Consider the following 20,111-nt stretch of genomic DNA (forward strand, 5'->3'; position numbering starts at 1 on the left):
TAAAATAATGTGAATTTGACCCATGCAGATATTGACTTTACCTGGCCTGTATAACTCCGGTCCCGGCCACTGGCAAACGCGCTGGGAGGCTGAATTGCCGCATGTAAAAAGAGTAGAACAGCAAGACTGGGAGCATCCGGTCAAGGATGCATGGGTTGCCACTTTGTCAGTTGCCGTGAATGCAGCCACTGACGAGGTGGTGCTGGTTGCCCATAGCCTGGGTTGCGCATTGACCGCCTGGTGGCTGGCTTCCGGCATGCCGGGGGTGTTGGATAAAAGCAAGGTCAAGGCAGCGTTGCTGGTGGCACCGCCGGATGTGGGCCGGACAGATTTTCCTGCGGCCAGCTTTAGTCCCATGCCACTAATCCGTTTTCCTTGCCCTGTCGCGGTGGTGGCATCCAGTGATGATCCCTGGTGCGATTTGTCAGTTGCACAAGACCTGGCAAGGGCCTGGGGTGCAGAGCTGCACCTGATTGGTGCGAAGGGTCATATCAATGGCGAATCTGGTCTGGGTAGCTGGAAGCAAGGCCAGGATTGGCTAAGCACATTAGTTGCAAAAGCGGCAAAAACAGTACAATAATAAAAAAGCACCAAAATAATGCATTTTTACGCGATGCACCAAACGCTTGAGCTTATGCATCAAACGTTTGACGTTATAACGCACTACCACGTATAATTCCGGGGTTTTGATCGGCGAGGATTTGCGCTGCCCGGTTATATCGTGGCAAGCCAGACAAATTCAACAGCCATCTTGGTAAATAGTAGGATTTACGCAAAATTGTCCCCCGCAAGGCCAGACAAAGGCGACTGTAGCTAAGTCGGGCCTGTGGCTTGATAGCTGCCGGAGAGGTTTTGCGTCAGTCCCGGATAAATGAGGGAAGCATGACACGCATCATACTGCTGCAGTTGGTGGCAGCGCTGGTCGCGGGCTTGCTGGCTGGAATTTTTGGCAATATTTCTTACGGATTGTCCGCCCTGTTTGGTGGATTGTCTTGTGCGATTCCAAATGCCTTGTTCGCGTTGCGCCTGACCATGAGCGCCCGGAGGCCCGGAGGAGCAAATCCGATGAGTTTTTTCATCGGGGAATTTTTCAAAGTTATATCGACAGTCGCGCTGATGGCAGCGGTTGTCTTCTGGTACCCCGATGTCAACTGGCCGGCCTTTTTGATCGCCTTCATCGTCGTACTGAAAAGTTATTTCATTTTACTCTTTAGGCACTGATCATGAGCTCAGCTGAACAAGTCACTCCGTCAGAATATATAGCCCATCACCTTGGGCATTTGACTAACCATGGCCACCATGCGCAAACCTCCTTGTGGGACATGTCGTATGTCAATATTGATACGGTTATCTGGTCCGTCGTTTGCGGCTTGCTGGGCACTATCATTATGTATATGGCAGCACGCAAGGCAACATCTGGCGTACCTGGCCGTTTCCAGTGTGCAGTTGAAATGCTCATCGAAATGGTGGACAACAACGCGAAAAGCATAGTTCACGGCAACACCAGCTTCATCGCCCCTATGGCTTTGGCGGTATTTGTCTGGGTCGTATTGATGAATTCCCTGGATTTCCTGCCAGTTGATTTGTTCTCTCAATGGTTGTTCCCAGTGCTTGGCCTGGATCATGAAATGCCACACCGTGTCGTTCCTACGGCAGACTTGAACGGTACTCTGGGCATCTCCATTGGTATCTTCGGCCTGATGATGTATTACAGCCTCAAGATCAAAGGCGTGGGCGGCTTCATCAAGGAATTGTTCAGCGCACCGTTTGGCCCAATGATGTTCCCGTTCAATTTTTTGTTGAACGTAGTTGAATACGCAGCGAAAACTTTCTCGCTCGGTATGCGGCTGTTCGGCAATATGTTTGCCGGCGAATTGTTGTTCTTGCTGATCGCTGCTTTGCTGGGTGCTTCCGATTCTATCTTCGGCGGTATTGGTCATCTGGTCCTGGGTTCTGCCTGGTCCATCTTCCATATCCTGATCGTGCCTCTGCAAGCGTTCATTTTCATGATGTTGACTCTGGTGTACATGGGTCAGGCTCACGAAGCGCATTAATTTTAAGTTTGGTTTTTTGGTTTTAGTTTTTTGGTTTTGGTATTTTAATTTTAACTTTCAAGGAGTTTTCTCATGACTAACGTCGCTTTCGTTGCATTGGCTTGTGGTTTGATCATCGGTTTGGGCGCTTTGGGTGCTTGTATCGGTATCGCTATGATGGGTGGTAAATATCTGGAAGCGTCTGCTCGTCAACCAGAATTGATGGAAAAACTGCAAGGTAAAATGTTGTTGCTGGCTGGTCTGATCGATGCTGCGTTCATTATCGGTGTTGGTATCGCCATGTTCTTCGCAACTGCAAATCCATTCAAAGGCTAATAGCTTTCCTTTTTCTACCGCAGGTCTCTGGCCTGCGGAACGATTAATTTGATAAGGAAACTAAAGTGAATCTGAATCTATCCATGTGGTACCAGGCTGGGGTGTTTTTCATCCTGGCTTTGGTGACTGCGAAATTCATCTGGCCACCAGTGATTGGTGCGATCGATGAGCGCATGAAGCGCATTGCAGACGGTTTGGCTGCAGGTGACAAAGGCAAGAAAGAGTTGGAAGAAATGCAAAAACTCGTTCAAGCTAAATTGGCTGCTGCTGGTGAAGAAGGCCAGAAACGTGTCAGCGACGCAGAAAAACGCGCTGCTCTGATCATTGAAGAAGCCCGCAACACTGCTGCTGCTGAAGCTGCCCGTATCATCGCTGCTGCAAAAGCGGATGCTGATAATCAAGTGACTAAAGCACGCGAAGAATTGCGCGACCAGGTTGCCACGCTGGCAGTCAAAGGCGCAGAACAAATTCTTAAACGTGAAGTTAACGCATCTGCTCACGCTGATCTGTTGACCCAACTGAAAACCGAGCTGTAATCATGGCCGAACTCGCAACGATCGCTCGTCCTTACGCAGAAGCGCTGTTTCGTGTTGCCCAATCCGGTAACCTGTCCGCCTGGTCGGAACTGGTTGCCGAAATGGCACAGGTAGGTGCGCATTCCGATGTACAAGCTCTTGCACACAACCCCAAAGTCTCGGCTGATAAAAAAGCTGAGATTTTCTTGTCTGCGCTCAAATCTCCAGTGACTGCTGAAGCGAAAAACTTCATCAACACACTTGCTGACTATGACCGTCTGACTTTGTTGCCTGAAATCGCTTTCCAGTTTCATGCTCTGAAAAACGCCCTCGAAGGCGCTGCAGATGCAGAAGTGACTAGCGCATTTGATATGTCGGCAGCTCAGTTGAGCGAGCTCTCAGTGCTCTTGGAAAAGAAATTTGGCCGCAAGTTGCACCCTACCGTCAAAGTGGATTCCACTCTGATCGGTGGTGTACGCATCGTGGTTGGTGATCAGGTGCTCGACACGTCGGTACGCGCGAAGCTGCAGAAAATGCACGTCGCCCTGACCGCGTAAGAACGTAATAAATATTAGGAGTTAGTATGCAACTCAACCCATCTGAAATCAGCGAGCTGATCAAGAGCCGGATTCAAGGCCTTGGCGACACTGCTGAGATTCGCAATCAAGGTACGGTTATCTCCGTTACCGACGGTATCTGCCGCATTCACGGTCTGTCTGACGCGATGCAAGGCGAGATGCTGGAATTCCCAGGCAACACATTTGGTCTGGCATTGAACCTGGAACGTGATTCCGTCGGTGCCGTTATCCTGGGTGACTACGAACACATTTCCGAAGGCGATACAGTCAAATGTACCGGCCGTATTCTGGAAGTGCCTATCGGTCCTGAACTGCGCGGTCGTGTGGTTAACGCGCTGGGTCAGCCTATCGATGGCAAAGGTCCTATCAATGCAAAACTGTCCGCGCCGATCGAAAAAATCGCGCCTGGCGTTATTGCACGTCAATCCGTTTCTGAACCTATGCAAACTGGCCTGAAGTCTATCGACTCCATGGTTCCGGTTGGTCGTGGTCAGCGCGAATTGATCATTGGCGATCGTCAAACTGGTAAAACAGCTGTTGCGATCGATGCCGTGATCAATCAAAAAGGTCAAAACGTTACCTGTATCTATGTAGCGATTGGTCAAAAAGCATCTTCCGTCAAAAACGTTGTGCGCGCTCTCGAAGCCCACGGCGCCATGGAATACACCATCGTTGTTGCTGCAACTGCTGCTGAATCCGCAGCGATGCAATATGTATCCGCTTACTCCGGTTGCGCGATGGGTGAATATTTCCGTGACCGCGGTCAAGATGCACTGATCATTTATGATGATCTGTCCAAGCAAGCTGTGGCTTACCGTCAGGTATCCCTGTTGCTGCGCCGCCCACCAGGCCGCGAAGCTTACCCAGGTGACGTATTCTATTTGCACAGCCGTTTGCTGGAACGTGCAGCACGCGTGAATCCAGACTACGTTGAAGCTTTCACCAAAGGTGAAGTGAAAGGTAAAACAGGTTCTTTGACAGCATTGCCTATCATTGAAACCCAGGCTGGTGACGTTTCTGCTTTCGTTCCTACCAACGTAATTTCGATTACTGACGGTCAGATCTTCCTGGAAACATCCCTGTTCAATGCCGGTATCCGTCCAGCGATTAATGCTGGTATCTCGGTGTCCCGCGTTGGTGGTGCTGCGCAGACTAAAGTCATCAAAAACTTGTCCGGCGGTATCCGTAATGACTTGGCACAGTATCGTGAATTGGCAGCGTTTGCCCAGTTCGCTTCTGACCTCGACGAAGTAACCCGCAAGCAGCTCGATCGTGGTGCCCGCGTTACTGAATTGTTGAAGCAAGCTCAATATGCTCCACTGTCTATCTCCCTGATGGCCGTTACCTTGTTCTCCGTGAACAAAGGCTTCCTGGATGATGTACCGGTCAAGCAAGTGCTGGCATTCGAAGCAGGCGTGCACAATTTCATGAAAACGAGCCATGCAGCATTGCTGCAGAAGATCGAAGAAACCAAGCAACTGGACAAAGATGGCGAAGCTGCCATGGCTGCTGCCATTGCTGATTTCAAAAAATCCGGCGCCTATTAATTTACTGTAGCTAGAAGGAGTCAATACTCATGGCTGCAGGCAAAGAGATACGTGGCAAGATCAAAAGCGTAGAAAATACGAAGAAGATCACGAAGGCGATGGAAATGGTCGCCGCATCCAAAATGCGCAAGGCGCAAGACCGGATGCGTGCGGCTCGTCCGTACAGTGAAAAGATTCGTACGATTACGGCTAACTTGTCACAGGCCAACCCAGAGTACACGCATCCTTTTATGGTGCAACAAGATCTGTCCAAGAAAATTGGCGTGATCGTTGTAACGACAGATAAAGGTTTGTGTGGCGGCCTCAACACCAACGTGTTGCGTTTGGTCACCAGCAAAATGCGTGAATTCGAGGGCAAGGGTTCAAAGATAGAAGCGGTCGCAATTGGTAATAAAGGTCTCGGCTTCCTGAATCGCGTAGGTGCAAAAGTCGTATCGCATGTAACCCAATTGGGCGATACACCTCACCTCGACAAACTGATAGGTCCAGTCAAAGTTTTGCTGGATGCGTATCAGGAAGGCAAGCTGGACGCGGTTTACCTGAGTTATACCAGGTTCATCAACACCATGAAGCAAGAGCCGGTGATGGAGCAGTTATTGCCCCTGACAGCGGACAAACTGGCGACAGATAAGCATGCCCATTCCTGGGATTATCTGTACGAACCAGATGCAGCTACCGTGATTGATGAATTGTTGATTCGTTATGTAGAAGCATTGATTTTCCAGGCAGTAGCGGAAAACATGGCTTCTGAACAGTCGGCCCGTATGGTGGCGATGAAATCAGCAACTGATAACGCAGGTAACGTGATTGGCGAACTGAAACTGGTTTATAACAAAACCCGTCAAGCCGCCATTACCAAAGAGCTCTCCGAGATCGTCGCCGGCGCGGCAGCGGTCTAAACTGAATTTAAATTACTGAAGGAACGAACATGGCTAATGGCAAAATCGTTCAGTGTATCGGCGCTGTTGTGGACGTTGAATTTCCACGCGACGCGATGCCTAAGATTTATGACGCCTTGAAAATGGAAGGCTCCGAACTGACATTGGAAGTTCAGCAGCAATTGGGTGACGGCATTGTCCGTACCATTGCGCTGGGTACTTCTGATGGTCTGCGTCGCGGCATGATTATTTCCAACACTGGCAAACCTATCATGGTACCAACCGGCAAAGCAACGCTGGGCCGTATCATGGACGTACTGGGTAACCCTATCGATGAATGTGGTCCTGTCAGCCGTGAGCAGACAGCATCCATCCACCGTAAGGCTCCTGCCTACGACGAACTGTCCCCATCCCAGGAATTGCTGGAAACCGGTATCAAAGTTATTGATCTGGTTTGCCCATTCGCTAAAGGTGGTAAGGTCGGTCTGTTCGGTGGTGCGGGTGTGGGCAAGACCGTCAACATGATGGAACTGATTAACAACATCGCCAAGGCACACAGCGGTTTGTCCGTGTTTGCCGGTGTGGGTGAGCGTACTCGTGAGGGTAATGACTTCTACCACGAAATGGCTGACGCCAAAGTGGTTGATCTGGAAAATCCAGAAAACTCCAAAGTGGCGATGGTGTACGGTCAGATGAATGAACCACCAGGTAACCGTCTGCGCGTTGCGCTGACTGGTTTGACGATTGCTGAAGGTTTCCGTGACGAAGGCAAAGACGTTTTGTTCTTCGTGGATAACATCTATCGTTACACACTGGCCGGTACGGAAGTATCCGCTTTGCTGGGTCGTATGCCTTCCGCCGTGGGTTATCAACCTACGCTGGCTGAAGAAATGGGCCGCCTGCAAGAGCGTATTACCTCCACTAAAACTGGTTCGATCACGTCGATCCAGGCCGTGTATGTTCCAGCGGATGACTTGACCGATCCATCTCCAGCAACCACATTTGCTCACTTGGATTCCACCGTTGTTCTGTCCCGTGACATCGCTTCCCTGGGTATCTACCCTGCGGTTGATCCACTGGATTCGACATCCCGTCAGCTGGACCCACAAGTGGTTGGTGTAGAGCACTATGAAACAGCTCGCGCTGTTCAAGGTACTTTGCAGCGCTACAAAGAATTGCGCGATATTATCGCGATTCTGGGTATGGACGAATTGGCTCCTGAAGACAAACTGCTGGTCGCACGTGCACGTAAGATGCAGCGTTTCCTGTCTCAGCCTTTCCACGTTGCTGAAGTGTTTACCGGTGCTCCTGGTAAATACGTTTCCTTGAAAGAAACGATCCGTGGTTTCAAAATGATCGCTTCCGGCGAACTCGATCACCTGCCAGAACAAGCGTTCTACATGGTAGGTACTATCGACGAAGCAATCGAAAAAGCGAAAAAACTGGCTGCTGCTTAATACTAATTAAGCGCACTGGCGGTGCGGCTGAACTGGTCGCACCATAGCTTTTTTGAGCGAATACAAAGGGTCCAACATGGCACACACTATTCACGTTGACGTGGTTTCCGCAGAAGAGCTGATCTTCTCCGGTGAAGCCGAATTCGTCGCGTTGCCGGGTGAGGCTGGTGAATTGGGTATCTATCCGAAACATACACCACTGATTACCCGCATCAAGCCGGGTGCGGTGCGCATCAAGGTTCCAGGCAAGGCCGAAGACGAATTCGTTTTCGTCGCCGGTGGCCTGCTTGAAGTGCAACCGAATGCAGTGACAGTTTTGGCCGATACCGCGATTCGCGGTCAAGACCTGGACGAAGCCAAAGCCAATGAAGCCAAGAAACTGGCAGAGCAGGCTTTGGTTAATCGTGATTCCAAAATTGACTATGCGCAAGCACAGGCAGAATTGGCTTCCGCGATCGCCCAATTGGCAGCGATACAAAGATTGCGTCATAAGCGTTAATTTCGCTGCGAAAATTTTTCGCGACGAAAGCAGTACAATGGAAAGGCAGCTCAGGCTGCCTTTTTGTTTTTCCACGATTGAAATTGCCGAGCTGCCCATGCCCATGGAACAAGACCTGATTGCCGAGATACTAAGCGAAAGTAAAACCATCGCTGTCGTCGGCCTTTCTTCAAAAGCTTCACGTCCCAGCCATGGCGTTGCGGCCTATATGCAGGCGAGTGGCTATCGCATCATCCCGGTCAATCCACGCGAGGCAGGGGCCACGATATTAGGCGAGATCTGCTATCCCGATTTGTTGCAGGCTGCGGCGCATCATCAGATTGATATTGTTGATTGTTTTCGCAATGCTGTAGACATTCCCCCGATAGTCGAGCAGGCCATCGCCATCCGTGCCCCTTACCTGTGGATGCAATCCGGTATCATCAATCAAGAGGCCGCGCAGCGCGCCAGGCAAGCCGGGATCAAGGTGGTGATGGACAGATGCATCAAGATTGAGCACGGCTACCGAAGCTGAGTCTTCTGTCTTTGTTCTCTTAATCCCTGAATATAGCTCAGCTCACTGGTCGCAAGCTTATTGCCAGGTTCGATTTGCAATGATTCCTGGAAGGCCTTCTCCGCCTCATCCAGTTGCTTGAGTTCTATCAGCGAAAAACCTATGCCACGCAGCGCAATTGCAAGGTAGGGCCGCTGTGACAGATAGCGTGTACTCAGTTCCTGTGCATGCCGATAGGCCTGCAAAGCTGAAGCTGGCTTACCCTGCTGATTCAGGATATAGCCAATTTCAGTCGAGGTGCCGGCTGATACAGGTGCCAGCGCTTCCACTCTTCTAAGCATCGCCAATGCGCGCTCTAAATCCCGCTTTTCAACGGCGACAAAAGCCTGGGTTTGCAGACAGGTTTTGTAGCCCCAGTCTATCCACTCAAAATCCAGCTGGTTTGATGTATTGAATTCTCGAAACTCTTCGTCAGACTGGAATGAAAACTGTTTCTTGCTGCGGTCAAAAATAGATTCGTAAGAAGCACAGTTTAGCTTTGCCCTTTTATCTGCTTCTTCAAACTGCCTGGTCTTGATGAACTGGTGCAAGGCCTCAGAATCAGCAGAAAATTCCACTCCTTTGGCATGGGCAACCGCCAGTTTGACATTACTGATCACGGTAATAGTCGGTTCTTCAGCGAAAGCAGAAACGCTACATAAGGTCGCCAAAACGAATGCGGAAAATCTGCGCACCATAATCCCCCAGGTTGGAATTGGACATCTATTCAAGCTCGGCCAGCGCTCACTTTACAAATTTGGACTTAAGCAAAACCGCCCCAGCTGCGTTGCAGCTCCTAGCCGTACGGGTTCGTACTGTCTTCGTCGCTACGCCTTGCTGGGACAGTTTTGCATAAGCCTTATAAATGAACGCTATAATTTTCCCGTTACTGCACGGTTGATGATGTAGTCTGCATACTTGCTATGAGATAAAGCACTTTCCATACTATCATCAAAATATGCGCTTTGATCATGGTGACATTTGCTTTATTAACCAAACTATATTGACGGGAGACTTGAATGACAGTTGCGGACATGTTTCGTATAGCCAAGGCTTATCAGGTCAGGGATGCAGATGCCAACGATAAACGCCTGGGTACTGCCGCTACTGAAAAGAACGGGGACAAAGCGGCCGACAGATTGACGACGCTGAAGCTGGCAGAAGAAATTTCTGACCTGCAAAACCTCTTATATGCCGGGCATGACCGCAAGCTGTTAATCATTTTGCAGGGCATGGATACTGCCGGCAAGGATGGTACGGTGAAAGGTGTGTTCGGGCAAATCAACCCGCTGGGTGCGCGCACGGTGGCCTTCAAAGCTCCTAGTGTGGAAGAGAAGAACCATGATTACCTGTGGCGTGTGCACAAAGAAGTGCCGGGCAAGGGCGAAATCACTATCTTCAATCGCAGCCATTATGAAGATGTGCTGATTACCCGTGTGCATGACTGGATCGATGCCGCCGAATGCAAGCGCCGCTATGCACAGATTCGTGACTTTGAACGCATGCTGGCCGAAACCGGCACGGTGATCATGAAGTTTTTCCTGCACATTTCCAAGGCCGAACAAAAGCTAAGGCTGGAAGAGCGCCTGGCCGACCCAGAGAAACATTGGAAATTCGACCCCCAGGACTTGGCAGAACGTAAATACTGGGATGCCTATCAACAGGCATATGAAAATGCCTTGCTGGCTACCGATGCCGATCATGCCCCCTGGTATGCTGTCCCGGCAGATTCCAAGACCCAGCGCAACCTGGTGATCGCCAGTATCGTGCACGAAAAAATGCAGGCCATGAAACTCAAATACCCGCCGGGCAACCCCGATTACACCAAGCTCAAGGTGGAATGAAGATCGTTGATGTGCCGGAACTGCTGGCAGTCGCGTTGTACCCGTTGCGGGCTTTGGCGCAGTCTCTGCAACTGGTATTAGACGTGAAAGCGCGTGTCCCGGATCAGATCCAGGCGCAGATCGCTGCATCCAGGGCCGATGTCCTGGATGTTCCCCTGGTCGGGGATTTTGAAGATGAGCGCCTGATGGCCGAAGATGAGTACCATCCGTCGGCACTTGGCGTCAGTTTTTGGGCAAGGGAATTAGCAAAAATAATTATTGAAAATCCTCATGAAAAATAGTACTGGTCTGCTACTTATGCACAATTTCAGCTTTATCCTATTTATCCACAAAAACCGATTATTTTAAGAAATCAGGCTTTCAAACCAATAAAATCAATGACTTACATAACATTCCTGTTAACCGGATTTAAAAATAATCAGTAAACCAGCATTCTGTCATTTCTATCCACAAAGTTATCCACAGTTTATCAAAGGAAAATTTTGCTGAAAATATGTCCTTTGTTTCAGATCAGATGCCGATCTCGCCTGCATAGGCGATAATGACGCCTGAATAGAAATTGGCTGTGCCGAAAGATGGTTTGCGCGGCGCGGTATTACTGAAAGCACTTATGTCCACGAATTTTGCTCCACTCAAGAACGACACCTTCCTCAAAGCCTTGTTGCGCCAGGAAACCGATTACACCCCCTTATGGTTGATGCGCCAGGCGGGCCGTTATTTGCCGGAGTATCGCGCCACCCGTAAAGGTGCGGGGTCGTTCATGAGTCTGGCCAAAAACCCTGGTTTTGCTACCGAAGTGACGTTGCAACCGATAGACCGCTATGGCCTGGATGCGGCCATCCTGTTCTCGGATATTTTGACGGTGCCAGACGCTATGGGCCTGGGCCTGTATTTTGAAGAAGGCGAAGGCCCGAAGTTTGAGCGCCCGCTGAAAGAAGAAAAAGACATCCTTGCACTGAAAGTGCCGCAAGCAGGTAGCCTTCAATATGTATTCGATGCCGTTACCCAGATCCGTACCGCGCTGGATGGCCGTGTACCGCTGATCGGTTTTTCCGGCAGTCCGTGGACACTGGCCTGTTATATGGTCGAAGGCCAGGGCTCGCGTGAATTCCATACCGTCAAGACCATGATGTACAAGCGCCCCGACCTCATGCATCACATCCTGCGCACCAATGCCGATGCGGTTGCTGCCTATTTAAATGCGCAAATTGATGCCGGTGCCCAGGCTGTGATGATTTTTGACAGCTGGGGTGGGGCGCTGGCAGACGGGGCTTATCAAGAATTTTCGCTGTCATATATGCGCGATATCGTCAGTCAGTTGCAAAGAGAAAAAGATGGCAAGCGTATTCCTGCCATCGTCTTTACCAAAGGCGGTGGCCTGTGGCTGGAACAGCTTGCCGATATCGGTGCCGATGCCCTTGGCCTGGACTGGACCATGAACCTGGGCCAGGCCCGCGCCAAAGTCGGTAACAAGGTCGCCTTGCAGGGCAATCTCGATCCGGCCGTGTTGTTTGCAGAGCCTGAGCAAATCCGCAAGCAAGTCATCGCTGCGCTTGACAGTTATGGCAAGCCTGCAGCCGGGCATGGTCATGTATTTAACCTGGGCCACGGTATTTCGCAATTTACACCGGTAGAGTCAGTCAGCGTGTTGGTCGAAACGGTGCATGAATACAGCCGCAAACAACGTCAGGCAGGCTGAAATCGGCGCTGGAAATTGCTTGCAGACAATGAAAATCGGGTGCTGATAAAGTAATAAATCGTTGACCCATTGCAACAAGGCCCTGGCATGCCTGCCAGGTCGTCATGTTGCTATGCAAAACATAGAATTGCTGCGGTTCTCCGGCCAAAAAGCTGTGGAAAATGAATGGATTAGCCGCACGCCATTTTTTGCATTTTCATGCACGTTTTCTGTCACTTATGCACAAAATCGGGGCAACAAAAAATAATTTGAAAAATATTTTTTTGTCGCTGAGCATTTTTTCTAAGTGATTGATTTTAAAGGATTAAATTCTGTGCTGTCAGAACAGGCATTTGGCTGAAAGCCGCGTAAACGCTAGCGCAGACCGTTGTCAAGAGACCTTTCTCCACAAAGTTATCCACAGGATCTGTGGATATGTCAAAAAGCCTTATGAAATCAATAGTTAGCGTTAAACTTCAGGCCTTACATTAGATCGTGACACAAATTTATCTACGCGTTGCGCTCGATACGCCACTTGACACCAGCTTCGATTATCGATGGCCAGAACACGAAGCGGGAGCCGATCCGGGGGCCGATTCGGGAGCCGATCCGGCAGTCATGCCCCAGGTTGGGCAACTGGTCGCCTTGCCCTTTGGCCGGCAAGAAGTGGTGGGCATGATTCTTGAAATCTTGACCGAAACCGATGTGCCCCAGGCCAAGCTGCGCGATGTACTGGCCGTCAGGCATGACTTGCCACCGCTGAACGAGGAATGGCTGGCCCTGTGCCAGTTCGCCGCCGAATATTATCAGCGTCCCCTGGGTGAGGTGGCCTTGCCCGCCTTGCCAAAAAACCTCAAGGCCATCAAAACAGTTTCTTTGCAGCGCGCCATGAAGAAACTCGACAAATTGCCGCAACAGACTTATGTCAGTCCAAGCGATGAACCAATATTAAATGCTGAACAACAGGCCGCGGTGGATGCCGTGGTCCAGTCCCAGGGCTTTGCCCCGCATCTCTTATTCGGGGTGACAGGCAGCGGCAAGACCGAAGTCTATTTGCAGACAGCGGCCCGGATACTGGCGCAATCGGCAGATGCCCAGGTCTTGATCCTGGTGCCGGAAATCAATCTGACACCGCAGCTCGAAGCCCATATCCGCGCCCGTTTCCCCGGCCTGATGCTGTCGACTTTGCATAGCGGTATGGCAGAGGGTGAGCGCTTGCTTCACTGGCTGGCAGCACATACCGGGCGTGCCCGCATTATCCTGGGTACGCGGCTGGCGATGCTGGCGTCCTTGCCCAAGCTGAAATTGCTGATCGTCGATGAAGAGCATGACCCATCCTACAAGCAGCAGGAAGGCTTGCGCTATTCCGCGCGTGACCTGGCAGTCTGGCGGGGTTGGCAATTGTCCATCCCGGTCTTGCTGGGTTCCGCCACCCCCTCGCTGGAAAGCTGGCAGGGCGCACAGACCAGTCGCTACCGCTTGCTGGAATTGCGTGAACGGGCGGTGAAACTGGCGGTGTTGCCGGTCATTAAACTGATCAACCTGGAACGTGAAAAACCCAGCGAAGGCTTGACACAAAGATTGATTGCCTCGATCAAACTGCGTCTTGAAAAGGGTGAGCAGTCACTACTATTTTTGAACCGGCGTGGTTATGCCCCCGTGTTGGCCTGCGATGCCTGCGGCTGGATCAGCAATTGCACGCGCTGTACCGCGCATCTGGTGTTGCACAAGGGCGACCACCGCCTGCGCTGCCATCATTGCGGGCTGGAACAACGGATACCGCATTCTTGTCCGACTTGCGGCAATATCGACCTGCAACCACTGGGCCGTGGCACGCAAAGGCTGGAAGAAAGTCTGGCAGCTATTTTCCCAGAGGCAAGAGTATTCCGTATCGATGCCGACTCCACCCGCCTGAAAGGCAGCGCCGCCGCCGCCTTTGAACGCGTGCATGCTGGTGAAGTGGATATTTTGATCGGTACGCAAATGGTGGCCAAGGGCCATGACTTTAAACATCTGACCCTGGTGGCAGCGCTGAATCCGGATGCGGCCCTGTTTTCCCAGGATTATCGCGCCAGCGAACGTCTGTTCGCCCAGTTGATGCAGGTGGCAGGCCGGGCCGGGCGGGCGGCGCAAAAAGAGGGGGGCAATCTTTCTGAAGTGCTGGTGCAGACGCGTTACCCTGACCATCCGCTTTACCATGCCCTGATGGCACACAATTACCCCGACTTTGCCAAAGACTTGCTGGACGAACGCCAGCAAGCCCATATGCCACCCTTCATGTACCAGGCTTTATTGCGGGCAGAAGCCAAAGAGCTGGAAACAGCGATCGCCTTTTTGAAAGAAGCCGCGACCTGTACCGAACACCAGGGCATCATGATCAATGACCCCATCCCCATGACCATGACGCGGGTGGCGAATGTGGACAGGGCGCAATTATTGGTGGAGTCGGTATCGCGCCCTGCCTTGCAGGCTTTCGTCAAAGCCTGGATCGCCGATTTGCGCGCCATGAAAAGCCGGGTCAAATGGTCGGTGGAAATTGATCCTGTGGATATCTGAGTCTAACAATTACATCCTGAAATCTATGTCCCTTAGCCCCTACCTGAACACTTTCCCCCTGATTGTAGACACTGTCTATATCCATCCCAGCGCCCAGATTATCGGTGACGTGCACATAGGCAAGGATAGTTCTGTCTGGTGCAATGCCGTACTGCGCGGAGATGTTAACCATATAGACATCGGACACAGCAGCAATATCCAGGACCTGGCCATGTGTCATGTCTCGCATAAAAATGCCGCCAAACCAAACGGCTCGCCCCTGATCATAGGCAATTACGTCACCATCGCCCATGCCGTGATCCTGCACGGCTGCCAGATCGGTGATGAATGCCTGATAGGCATGGGCAGTATCGTCATGGATGATGTCGTCATCCAGTCCCAGGTCATGCTGGGCGCGGGCAGCCTGGTGCCGCCGGGCAAGGTGCTGGAAAGTGGCTACTTATATCTGGGGCGGCCAGCGATAGCAGTACGCCCGCTGACGCCGGAAGAAATCAGCCACCTGCGTTATTCGGCAGAGCACTACGTACGCATCAAGAATAATTATCAGCAAACACCGGCACAGAACTGAAATCTGAACTCATGCCGGCACACAGTGTCAGACCAACTTACTGAAAGCAACCCAGCAATCAAACAAGCACAGAGAGGAACAACAACATGGAAGACAGGCAGGCGCAACACAGCGAATACCGTATCAGTACTGATGCCAGCGAGGTGGACGTGGATGTTGTGCATCATTTCCTATCCACCCAAAGCGGCTGGGCCACCGGCATCTCGCGTGAATTGGTAGAAGAATCCCTGCGTCATTCCCTGTGCTTCAGTGTTTTCCAGCAAGACCGCATGGTCGGCTTTTGCCGCCTGGTCACTGACATGACCACCTTTGGCTATCTGGTCGATGTCTTTGTGGTGCCCGACATGCGTGGCAAAGGTATCTCGCGTTTGCTGATGGATGCCGTCATGGCACACCCGGCAGTTAAAAAATTCCGTCGCTTCACGCTGGCAACTTCAACTGCCCATGGCTTGTACGAAAAATTCGGCTTTACGCCCTTGAGCAAGCCGGAATCTTTCATGGAAGTCTATAGGCCAAAAATCTACCTCGAAGGATAGAGCCCCAGTTCTGGCGACAGCGGCAGCCAAATTGGCAAGCGCTTATTCGATGTCCGGCACGTCAAAATAGAACATCATTTGGTGATGATCGGGAGGTTTGATCGTGGTTAGCTTTTTTAGCTGTTGATCGATGCGCATGGTTTTTTCGTAAAATATAGCTTCTACTTCATACTGACCGGCAGGCAAGCCCAGGAATAACAATGGACCATCCATGGTGGTAGTCAATACCACCTGGTGGTTTTTGCTGTCACGCACAGTAATTTTCGTATCAGACAGAAATGCACCGCTTTTCTTTGCCGCAGTGCTTATCCACAGGCTGTATTGGCCGGCTTGCTGACGCAATTCCTCGCGCTCTGGCTCGCCTATACCACCAGAAATACAGGTGATGCCCCTGGCAGAACAATTCGATCCGGTAGCGCTTGCCGTAGATGACCAGCCAGCGAATCCCGTTGCAAGCAGGCTCAAGAGCAAGCATTTCCCAATAAGCCGCACTGTTTTCATGTCAAATCCCCCTGGTCAGACATTATTTAACGAGGTCTTCAATATAGTAGTCAGCCACGCCGGGACGTTGACTTGAATCAAAATTGCAACATTTATCCCGTTTCCTTGCGCTTAGCGCTTGTCTGTATGGAAGGTGTTGCGGCATATTGAAGATGTACCAGATTTTGACCATCAACTCACATTTTGATTCCATGCGTATGCCTACCCAACTGGCCAGGCAATGTTCTGCCAGCGTTTTCTTGCAGTACCCGTTGTTCATCTTCGCAGCCCTTGTTATTGCTATGCCGGCCCAGGCGCTGGAATCGGCAATGAAGATGAAAGAGATTTATGAAACTACCGTGGAACAGCAACTGGCTCCCCCCTCAGAAGAGTTGCAAGCCTATATAGACCAGTTGAGTGGTGCCCTGAACAATGCGGGTACCGCCAATTTGCCTTCGCAATTCATCTTGCTGGTGGACCGCAATCCCAAAGTCCAGGCCGCCATGTTGTTCTGGATTGATGAAGAAGGGCAGTATCAGTTCATCGGCGCGTCGCCAGTATCGACTGGACGCGCCATCGGCTTCGAGCATTTTGAAACACCGACGGGTGTTTTCATACATTCCATTACCAATCTTGATTACCGCGCCGAAGGCAGCAAAAACAGCAAGGGAATACGTGGCTATGGTGCCAGGGGCCGCCGGGTGTTTGATTTTGGCTGGCAAAAAGCAAAAAAAGGCTGGGGCGACCGCCAGATTGCCGACATGCGTTTGCAAATGCATGCGACGGATCCCAATTCCCTGGAAAAACGTTTGGGTACAGTGCAATCCAAAGGCTGTGTGCGCATACCGGCTAGCCTGAACGTGCTATTCGACCATTATGGCGTGCTGGATGCCGACTATGATGCCGCGCTGGCGAGCGGTCGCAAATTCTGGGTGCTGGACAAGAACAGGCAAGATAATGCCTGGGCCGGGCGTTACATGGTCGTCATCGATAGTGAACGACAAGAAAAGCCGGAATGGGCAAGCATGGCCGTCCGTAAACAGGGGAAAGTGCAGTAGGCTGTGGTAATTGCATAGCGACGTAGAGCCGGAAAATGTAATACCATGCAATAAAGTATTTTGAGCTTGTTTATTTTCCCCGGGAGTGGTTCATGTCGATGGATACATGGTTATTGTATGTGCTTGCCGTCCTGGTGTTGACGATCACGCCTGGCCCTGCGGTGTTGATGTGTGTGACCAACAGCATCAATTCCAGCGCCCGCATGACCCTGTACCCGGCGTTGGGAAATATCACTTCGCTGATCGCCATCATGAGTTGTTCGGCAATCGGCATCGGTGCCATATTGGCCAGTTCGGCCATGGTGTTTACCGTCATCAAATACCTGGGTGTGCTGTACTTGCTGTACCTGGGTATTTCCAGCCTGCGCTCGAAAGCCAGTGATTTTGAAATGCCGACCGATGGTAATAACAGCAATACCAGCCATACCAATGGCACCCGCCTGCGCCTGTATGTCAAAGGCATGCTGGTTGGTGCCAGCAATCCCAAGGCGTTGTTATTCTTTACCGCGTTTTTCCCACAATTCATCAACCCGGCTGCTGCCAAATTGCCACAATTTCTGGTACTGGGTGTCACCTTTGTGTTTTTTGAATTCAGCGTCCTGATGTTGTATGCCACGTTTGCAGAACGCATGGGGCCGTGGCTGCGTTCCAAAGGCAAGGCCAGGATGTTTAACCAGCTATCCGGAGGCATCTTTGTTGCTGCTGCCATGCTGCTGGCGACAGTCAAACGCGCCAACTAGGGCATACGCAAAACCGCCCCAGCTGCGTTGCAGCTCCTTGCCGTACTAAAGTACTGTCTTCGTCGCTGACGGTGTAGTCGGGGTTTCAGACAATATATTGTCTGCCGACGTAGCGAACCTCCCCCCTTTCAGGGAGGTTTCCTAAAAGCGTTAGCCTTGCTGGGACAATTTTGCGTATGCCCTAATGACTTGCCATATTCCAGTATTTAGATTCAGACTGAGGAACAGTGATGACAGAAACCCACTATAGCGAAAGTGGTTTTTGGGACAAGCTCAAGCACTATGCCCTGGCTGCCGGCAGCAATGTCGTCGAAAAAGCCTTGTGGCTGTATTACGCTGCCCAAAGGCCAGAAACCCCGGCCTGGGCCAAGGCCGTTATTTTCGGCGCGCTGGGCTATTTCATCTTCCCGCTGGATGTCATTCCTGATGCGGTGCCTGTTCTGGGCTACACCGATGACATGGCTACGCTGGCAGCGGCAGTCGCCACCGTCAGCCTGTATATCACCGATGAAGTAAAACAGTTGGCGCAACAGAAAATGCAATCCTGGTTTGGTAGCAAACTGAAATAAACCCACGTCCGGGGCAGGGTGCTCAATGGTAAAAATCATCATGTATTACCATCCGCCAAACGCATTATTTCGGTATGATCTGTGCCTTGTTTGATCAGACAGGCACGACCATGTACACCTCGACTTTTACCTTCCAGAAAAAGCAATACGATGCCGCGTTTTATGCGCTGGATGAACAGATCGCCAGTCTGGCGAAAGCCATCCCCGGTTACCTGGGAGAAGAAAGCTGGGAAAACGCTGATACAGGCCTGATCTCCAACGTCTATTATTGGGACAGCCTGGAAGCCCTGCAGGCTTTGATGGCCAATCCCATACACCAGCAAGCCAAGGCCGCCCAGGCCAACTGGTTGGACGGTTATCAGGTGGTGGTCGCCCAGGTCTTGCGCAGTTATGGCGATGGCAAACTGGCGCATCCCTGTGCGGAATTTCAGTCTATGGCGACAACTACCAAGTGAAAATGGCTATTAGTACACCATCGAACATGAAGCTTTGCCTGATATTTGACTGCGACGGTACCTTGGTGGATAGTGAGGAGTTATGTAATCTGGGTTTGCAAACAGAGCTGTTGTCCTATGGTATCGAAGAAGATACTGCGACATTGACTAGGCGTTTTCGTGGTTGGAAATTGGCAGATATTTGCAGCAACCTGGAGATGCAACATGGTCTGACTTTTAATCCGGATTTTATTACCCGTTACCGGCAAACCGTAGATAAGCTTTTTGAAAGTCATTTACAGGCGTTTCCTGGCGTGGTTGATACTTTGAGCAAACTGAGGCTGCCGGTCTGTGTAGCTTCTGCCGCACCCAGGGGAAAAATCAAAAAGGCACTCAGCTTGACGGGCTTGAGCGAATTCTTTGAAGACCGAATTTATAGCTCGTATGATATTCAGTCATGGAAGCCAGAGCCGGATTTGTTTCTATATGCTGCCAGGCAGATGGATTTCTTACCGCATCAATGCATAGTGATAGAAGACAGCGAAGTCGGTATAGAGGCGGCAAAAAGGGCCGGTATGCCCGCCTTCTGGTTTCGTCCAGATGCACAAGCAAACGCCACCCTTGACGTGCAGGTTTTTACCGATATGCGAGAACTGCCCTTCTTCCTACAACAAAGGGAACAAAAATGAAAACCATCTGGCTGACAGGCAGCATGATTGCGCTCGGGCTAAGTCTAAATGCCGCACCGGTATCTGCCAGCACCACAGATGAACAGGCGTTGATGGCGCGTGTACAGGGTTTTTATGGCTGGGTCTTGAAGAATGGCACGCAGGTAGGCAAGCTTCAGCCTGCCATCAAGGATATCCCCGGCAGCAATACATTCCAGCTCGATACCAAAAATATCCAGGCTTTCAGCGGCAAGTTTATGGCTTCAGGCTTTTTTGCCCCGGAATTTCCCTCGGCGATTGAACATTACTATGACAAATACCAACAGCAGTTTGCCGCCTATACCCCGGCAGAATTTGCGCAAATGGCCAAGGATGGTCGCGGCCCACTGATGGAGTCAGAAGACATGGATATCTTCTTTTGCGCGCAGGAATATGAATACAAAAAATCCTTTATCAGCAAAATGAAGGCCAAGACCGTTAAACTGGATGGCGATAAAGCCAGCATCGTGGTGGTGTCGCCGTATCAGTGGGAAACCGGGTTCCGTTTTGCCCGGATCAATAAGCAGTGGATGATTACCGGTTATTGTGTGTTCCAGTAAGACATC

At 51.0% G+C, this 20,111-nt stretch carries 25 protein-coding genes; 23 read left to right on the forward strand and 2 right to left on the reverse strand.

The genetic code is table 11. The annotated features are described in order from the left end of the window. Window positions 1-22 precede the first annotated feature (22 nt). From ACO0K9_RS26415 to ACO0K9_RS26465, 11 genes are all read left to right on the forward strand, one after another. Window positions 23-580 carry an RBBP9/YdeN family alpha/beta hydrolase gene (locus ACO0K9_RS26415; protein ID WP_422990097.1) on the forward strand — a complete coding sequence of 186 codons (558 nt, stop codon included), beginning with the start codon at window positions 23-25 and terminating at the stop codon, window positions 578-580. 302 nt (window positions 581-882) lie between these two features. Continuing rightward, window positions 883-1,221, forward strand: a complete 339-nt coding sequence (locus ACO0K9_RS26420; protein ID WP_186945792.1) for an ATP synthase subunit I — start codon at window positions 883-885, stop codon at window positions 1,219-1,221. A 2-nt stretch (window positions 1,222-1,223) separates the two neighbouring features. Further along, entirely contained in the window at window positions 1,224-2,054 is an 831-nt protein-coding gene (gene atpB, locus ACO0K9_RS26425; protein ID WP_422990100.1) for a F0F1 ATP synthase subunit A, read from the forward strand. 72 nt (window positions 2,055-2,126) lie between these two features. Further along, the gene (atpE, locus tag ACO0K9_RS26430) at window positions 2,127-2,369 is read left to right on the forward strand and encodes a F0F1 ATP synthase subunit C (RefSeq protein WP_110254369.1); all 243 of its coding nucleotides are present in this window, start codon (window positions 2,127-2,129) and stop codon (window positions 2,367-2,369) included. 65 nt (window positions 2,370-2,434) lie between these two features. Further along, complete coding sequence (locus ACO0K9_RS26435; RefSeq protein ID WP_422990102.1) at window positions 2,435-2,905, forward strand: F0F1 ATP synthase subunit B; 471 nt, start codon at window positions 2,435-2,437, stop codon at window positions 2,903-2,905. A gap of 2 nt (window positions 2,906-2,907) precedes the next feature. Beyond that, entirely contained in the window at window positions 2,908-3,441 is a 534-nt protein-coding gene (locus ACO0K9_RS26440) for a F0F1 ATP synthase subunit delta (protein WP_422990103.1), read from the forward strand. A gap of 26 nt (window positions 3,442-3,467) precedes the next feature. Then, a complete protein-coding gene (gene atpA, locus ACO0K9_RS26445; protein ID WP_162044016.1) occupies window positions 3,468-5,009 on the forward strand; it encodes a F0F1 ATP synthase subunit alpha in 1,542 nt (513 codons plus the stop codon). 29 nt (window positions 5,010-5,038) lie between these two features. Then, entirely contained in the window at window positions 5,039-5,908 is an 870-nt protein-coding gene (gene atpG, locus ACO0K9_RS26450; RefSeq protein WP_422990105.1) for a F0F1 ATP synthase subunit gamma, read from the forward strand. Between the two features lie 29 nt (window positions 5,909-5,937). After that, on the forward strand, window positions 5,938-7,344 hold the full coding sequence (gene atpD, locus ACO0K9_RS26455) for a F0F1 ATP synthase subunit beta (RefSeq protein ID WP_422951669.1): 1,407 nt from the start codon (window positions 5,938-5,940) through the stop codon (window positions 7,342-7,344). A gap of 76 nt (window positions 7,345-7,420) precedes the next feature. Beyond that, on the forward strand, window positions 7,421-7,843 hold the full coding sequence (locus tag ACO0K9_RS26460; RefSeq protein WP_422990107.1) for a F0F1 ATP synthase subunit epsilon: 423 nt from the start codon (window positions 7,421-7,423) through the stop codon (window positions 7,841-7,843). Window positions 7,844-7,940: 97 nt separating this feature from the next. Next, window positions 7,941-8,357 carry a CoA-binding protein gene (locus ACO0K9_RS26465; protein ID WP_422990161.1) on the forward strand — a complete coding sequence of 139 codons (417 nt, stop codon included), beginning with the start codon at window positions 7,941-7,943 and terminating at the stop codon, window positions 8,355-8,357. On the opposite strand, the gene ACO0K9_RS26470 is transcribed toward ACO0K9_RS26465, so the two are convergent. Next, on the reverse strand, window positions 8,345-9,070 hold the full coding sequence (locus ACO0K9_RS26470) for a tetratricopeptide repeat protein (RefSeq protein WP_422990109.1): 726 nt from the start codon (window positions 9,068-9,070) through the stop codon (window positions 8,345-8,347). The two genes, ACO0K9_RS26465 and ACO0K9_RS26470, sit on opposite strands and share 13 nt — an antisense overlap. 324 nt (window positions 9,071-9,394) lie before the next feature. On the opposite strand from ACO0K9_RS26470, the gene ACO0K9_RS26475 reads away from it, so the two are divergent. From ACO0K9_RS26475 to ACO0K9_RS26500, 6 genes are all read left to right on the forward strand, one after another. Next, window positions 9,395-10,219, forward strand: a complete 825-nt coding sequence (locus tag ACO0K9_RS26475) for a PPK2 family polyphosphate kinase (protein WP_422990111.1) — start codon at window positions 9,395-9,397, stop codon at window positions 10,217-10,219. Beyond that, entirely contained in the window at window positions 10,216-10,500 is a 285-nt protein-coding gene (locus ACO0K9_RS26480) for a hypothetical protein (protein ID WP_422990113.1), read from the forward strand. The genes ACO0K9_RS26475 and ACO0K9_RS26480 overlap by 4 nt, the downstream gene beginning before the upstream one ends. A 329-nt stretch (window positions 10,501-10,829) precedes the next feature. Continuing rightward, window positions 10,830-11,918, forward strand: a complete 1,089-nt coding sequence (hemE, locus tag ACO0K9_RS26485; RefSeq protein ID WP_422990115.1) for a uroporphyrinogen decarboxylase — start codon at window positions 10,830-10,832, stop codon at window positions 11,916-11,918. A 474-nt stretch (window positions 11,919-12,392) separates the two neighbouring features. Further along, a complete protein-coding gene (locus ACO0K9_RS26490; protein WP_422990117.1) occupies window positions 12,393-14,453 on the forward strand; it encodes a primosomal protein N' in 2,061 nt (686 codons plus the stop codon). A gap of 25 nt (window positions 14,454-14,478) precedes the next feature. Continuing rightward, a complete protein-coding gene (locus ACO0K9_RS26495) occupies window positions 14,479-15,021 on the forward strand; it encodes a gamma carbonic anhydrase family protein (RefSeq protein ID WP_422990119.1) in 543 nt (180 codons plus the stop codon). Window positions 15,022-15,107: 86 nt separating this feature from the next. Continuing rightward, entirely contained in the window at window positions 15,108-15,557 is a 450-nt protein-coding gene (locus ACO0K9_RS26500) for a GNAT family N-acetyltransferase (RefSeq protein ID WP_422990121.1), read from the forward strand. A 42-nt stretch (window positions 15,558-15,599) separates the two neighbouring features. Here the strand turns inward: ACO0K9_RS26500 and ACO0K9_RS26505 are convergent, their stop codons facing one another. Further along, window positions 15,600-16,022, reverse strand: a complete 423-nt coding sequence (locus ACO0K9_RS26505; protein ID WP_422990123.1) for a hypothetical protein — start codon at window positions 16,020-16,022, stop codon at window positions 15,600-15,602. Window positions 16,023-16,249: 227 nt separating this feature from the next. Here ACO0K9_RS26505 and ACO0K9_RS26510 point away from each other — a divergent pair, with 227 nt between their 5' ends. From ACO0K9_RS26510 to ACO0K9_RS26535, 6 genes are all read left to right on the forward strand, one after another. After that, window positions 16,250-17,095 (forward strand): L,D-transpeptidase, encoded by an 846-nt coding sequence (locus ACO0K9_RS26510; RefSeq protein ID WP_422990125.1) that lies wholly within the window; start codon window positions 16,250-16,252, stop codon window positions 17,093-17,095. Between the two features lie 92 nt (window positions 17,096-17,187). Further along, the gene (locus ACO0K9_RS26515; RefSeq protein ID WP_422990127.1) at window positions 17,188-17,835 is read left to right on the forward strand and encodes a LysE family translocator; all 648 of its coding nucleotides are present in this window, start codon (window positions 17,188-17,190) and stop codon (window positions 17,833-17,835) included. Between the two features lie 230 nt (window positions 17,836-18,065). Further along, window positions 18,066-18,404: a YkvA family protein gene (locus ACO0K9_RS26520; RefSeq protein WP_422990129.1), complete on the forward strand. Its 339-nt coding sequence runs from the start codon at window positions 18,066-18,068 to the stop codon at window positions 18,402-18,404. 110 nt (window positions 18,405-18,514) lie between these two features. After that, window positions 18,515-18,859, forward strand: a complete 345-nt coding sequence (locus ACO0K9_RS26525; protein WP_422990131.1) for an antibiotic biosynthesis monooxygenase family protein — start codon at window positions 18,515-18,517, stop codon at window positions 18,857-18,859. A gap of 2 nt (window positions 18,860-18,861) precedes the next feature. After that, window positions 18,862-19,527: an HAD-IA family hydrolase gene (locus tag ACO0K9_RS26530; RefSeq protein ID WP_422990163.1), complete on the forward strand. Its 666-nt coding sequence runs from the start codon at window positions 18,862-18,864 to the stop codon at window positions 19,525-19,527. Continuing rightward, on the forward strand, window positions 19,524-20,105 hold the full coding sequence (locus ACO0K9_RS26535) for a hypothetical protein (protein WP_422990133.1): 582 nt from the start codon (window positions 19,524-19,526) through the stop codon (window positions 20,103-20,105). The genes ACO0K9_RS26530 and ACO0K9_RS26535 overlap by 4 nt, the downstream gene beginning before the upstream one ends. The last annotated feature ends 6 nt before the right edge of the window (window positions 20,106-20,111 follow it).

It is taken from the genome of Undibacterium sp. Ji50W (assembly GCF_049340445.1).
Taxonomy (GTDB): Bacteria; Pseudomonadota; Gammaproteobacteria; order Burkholderiales; family Burkholderiaceae_D; genus Undibacterium.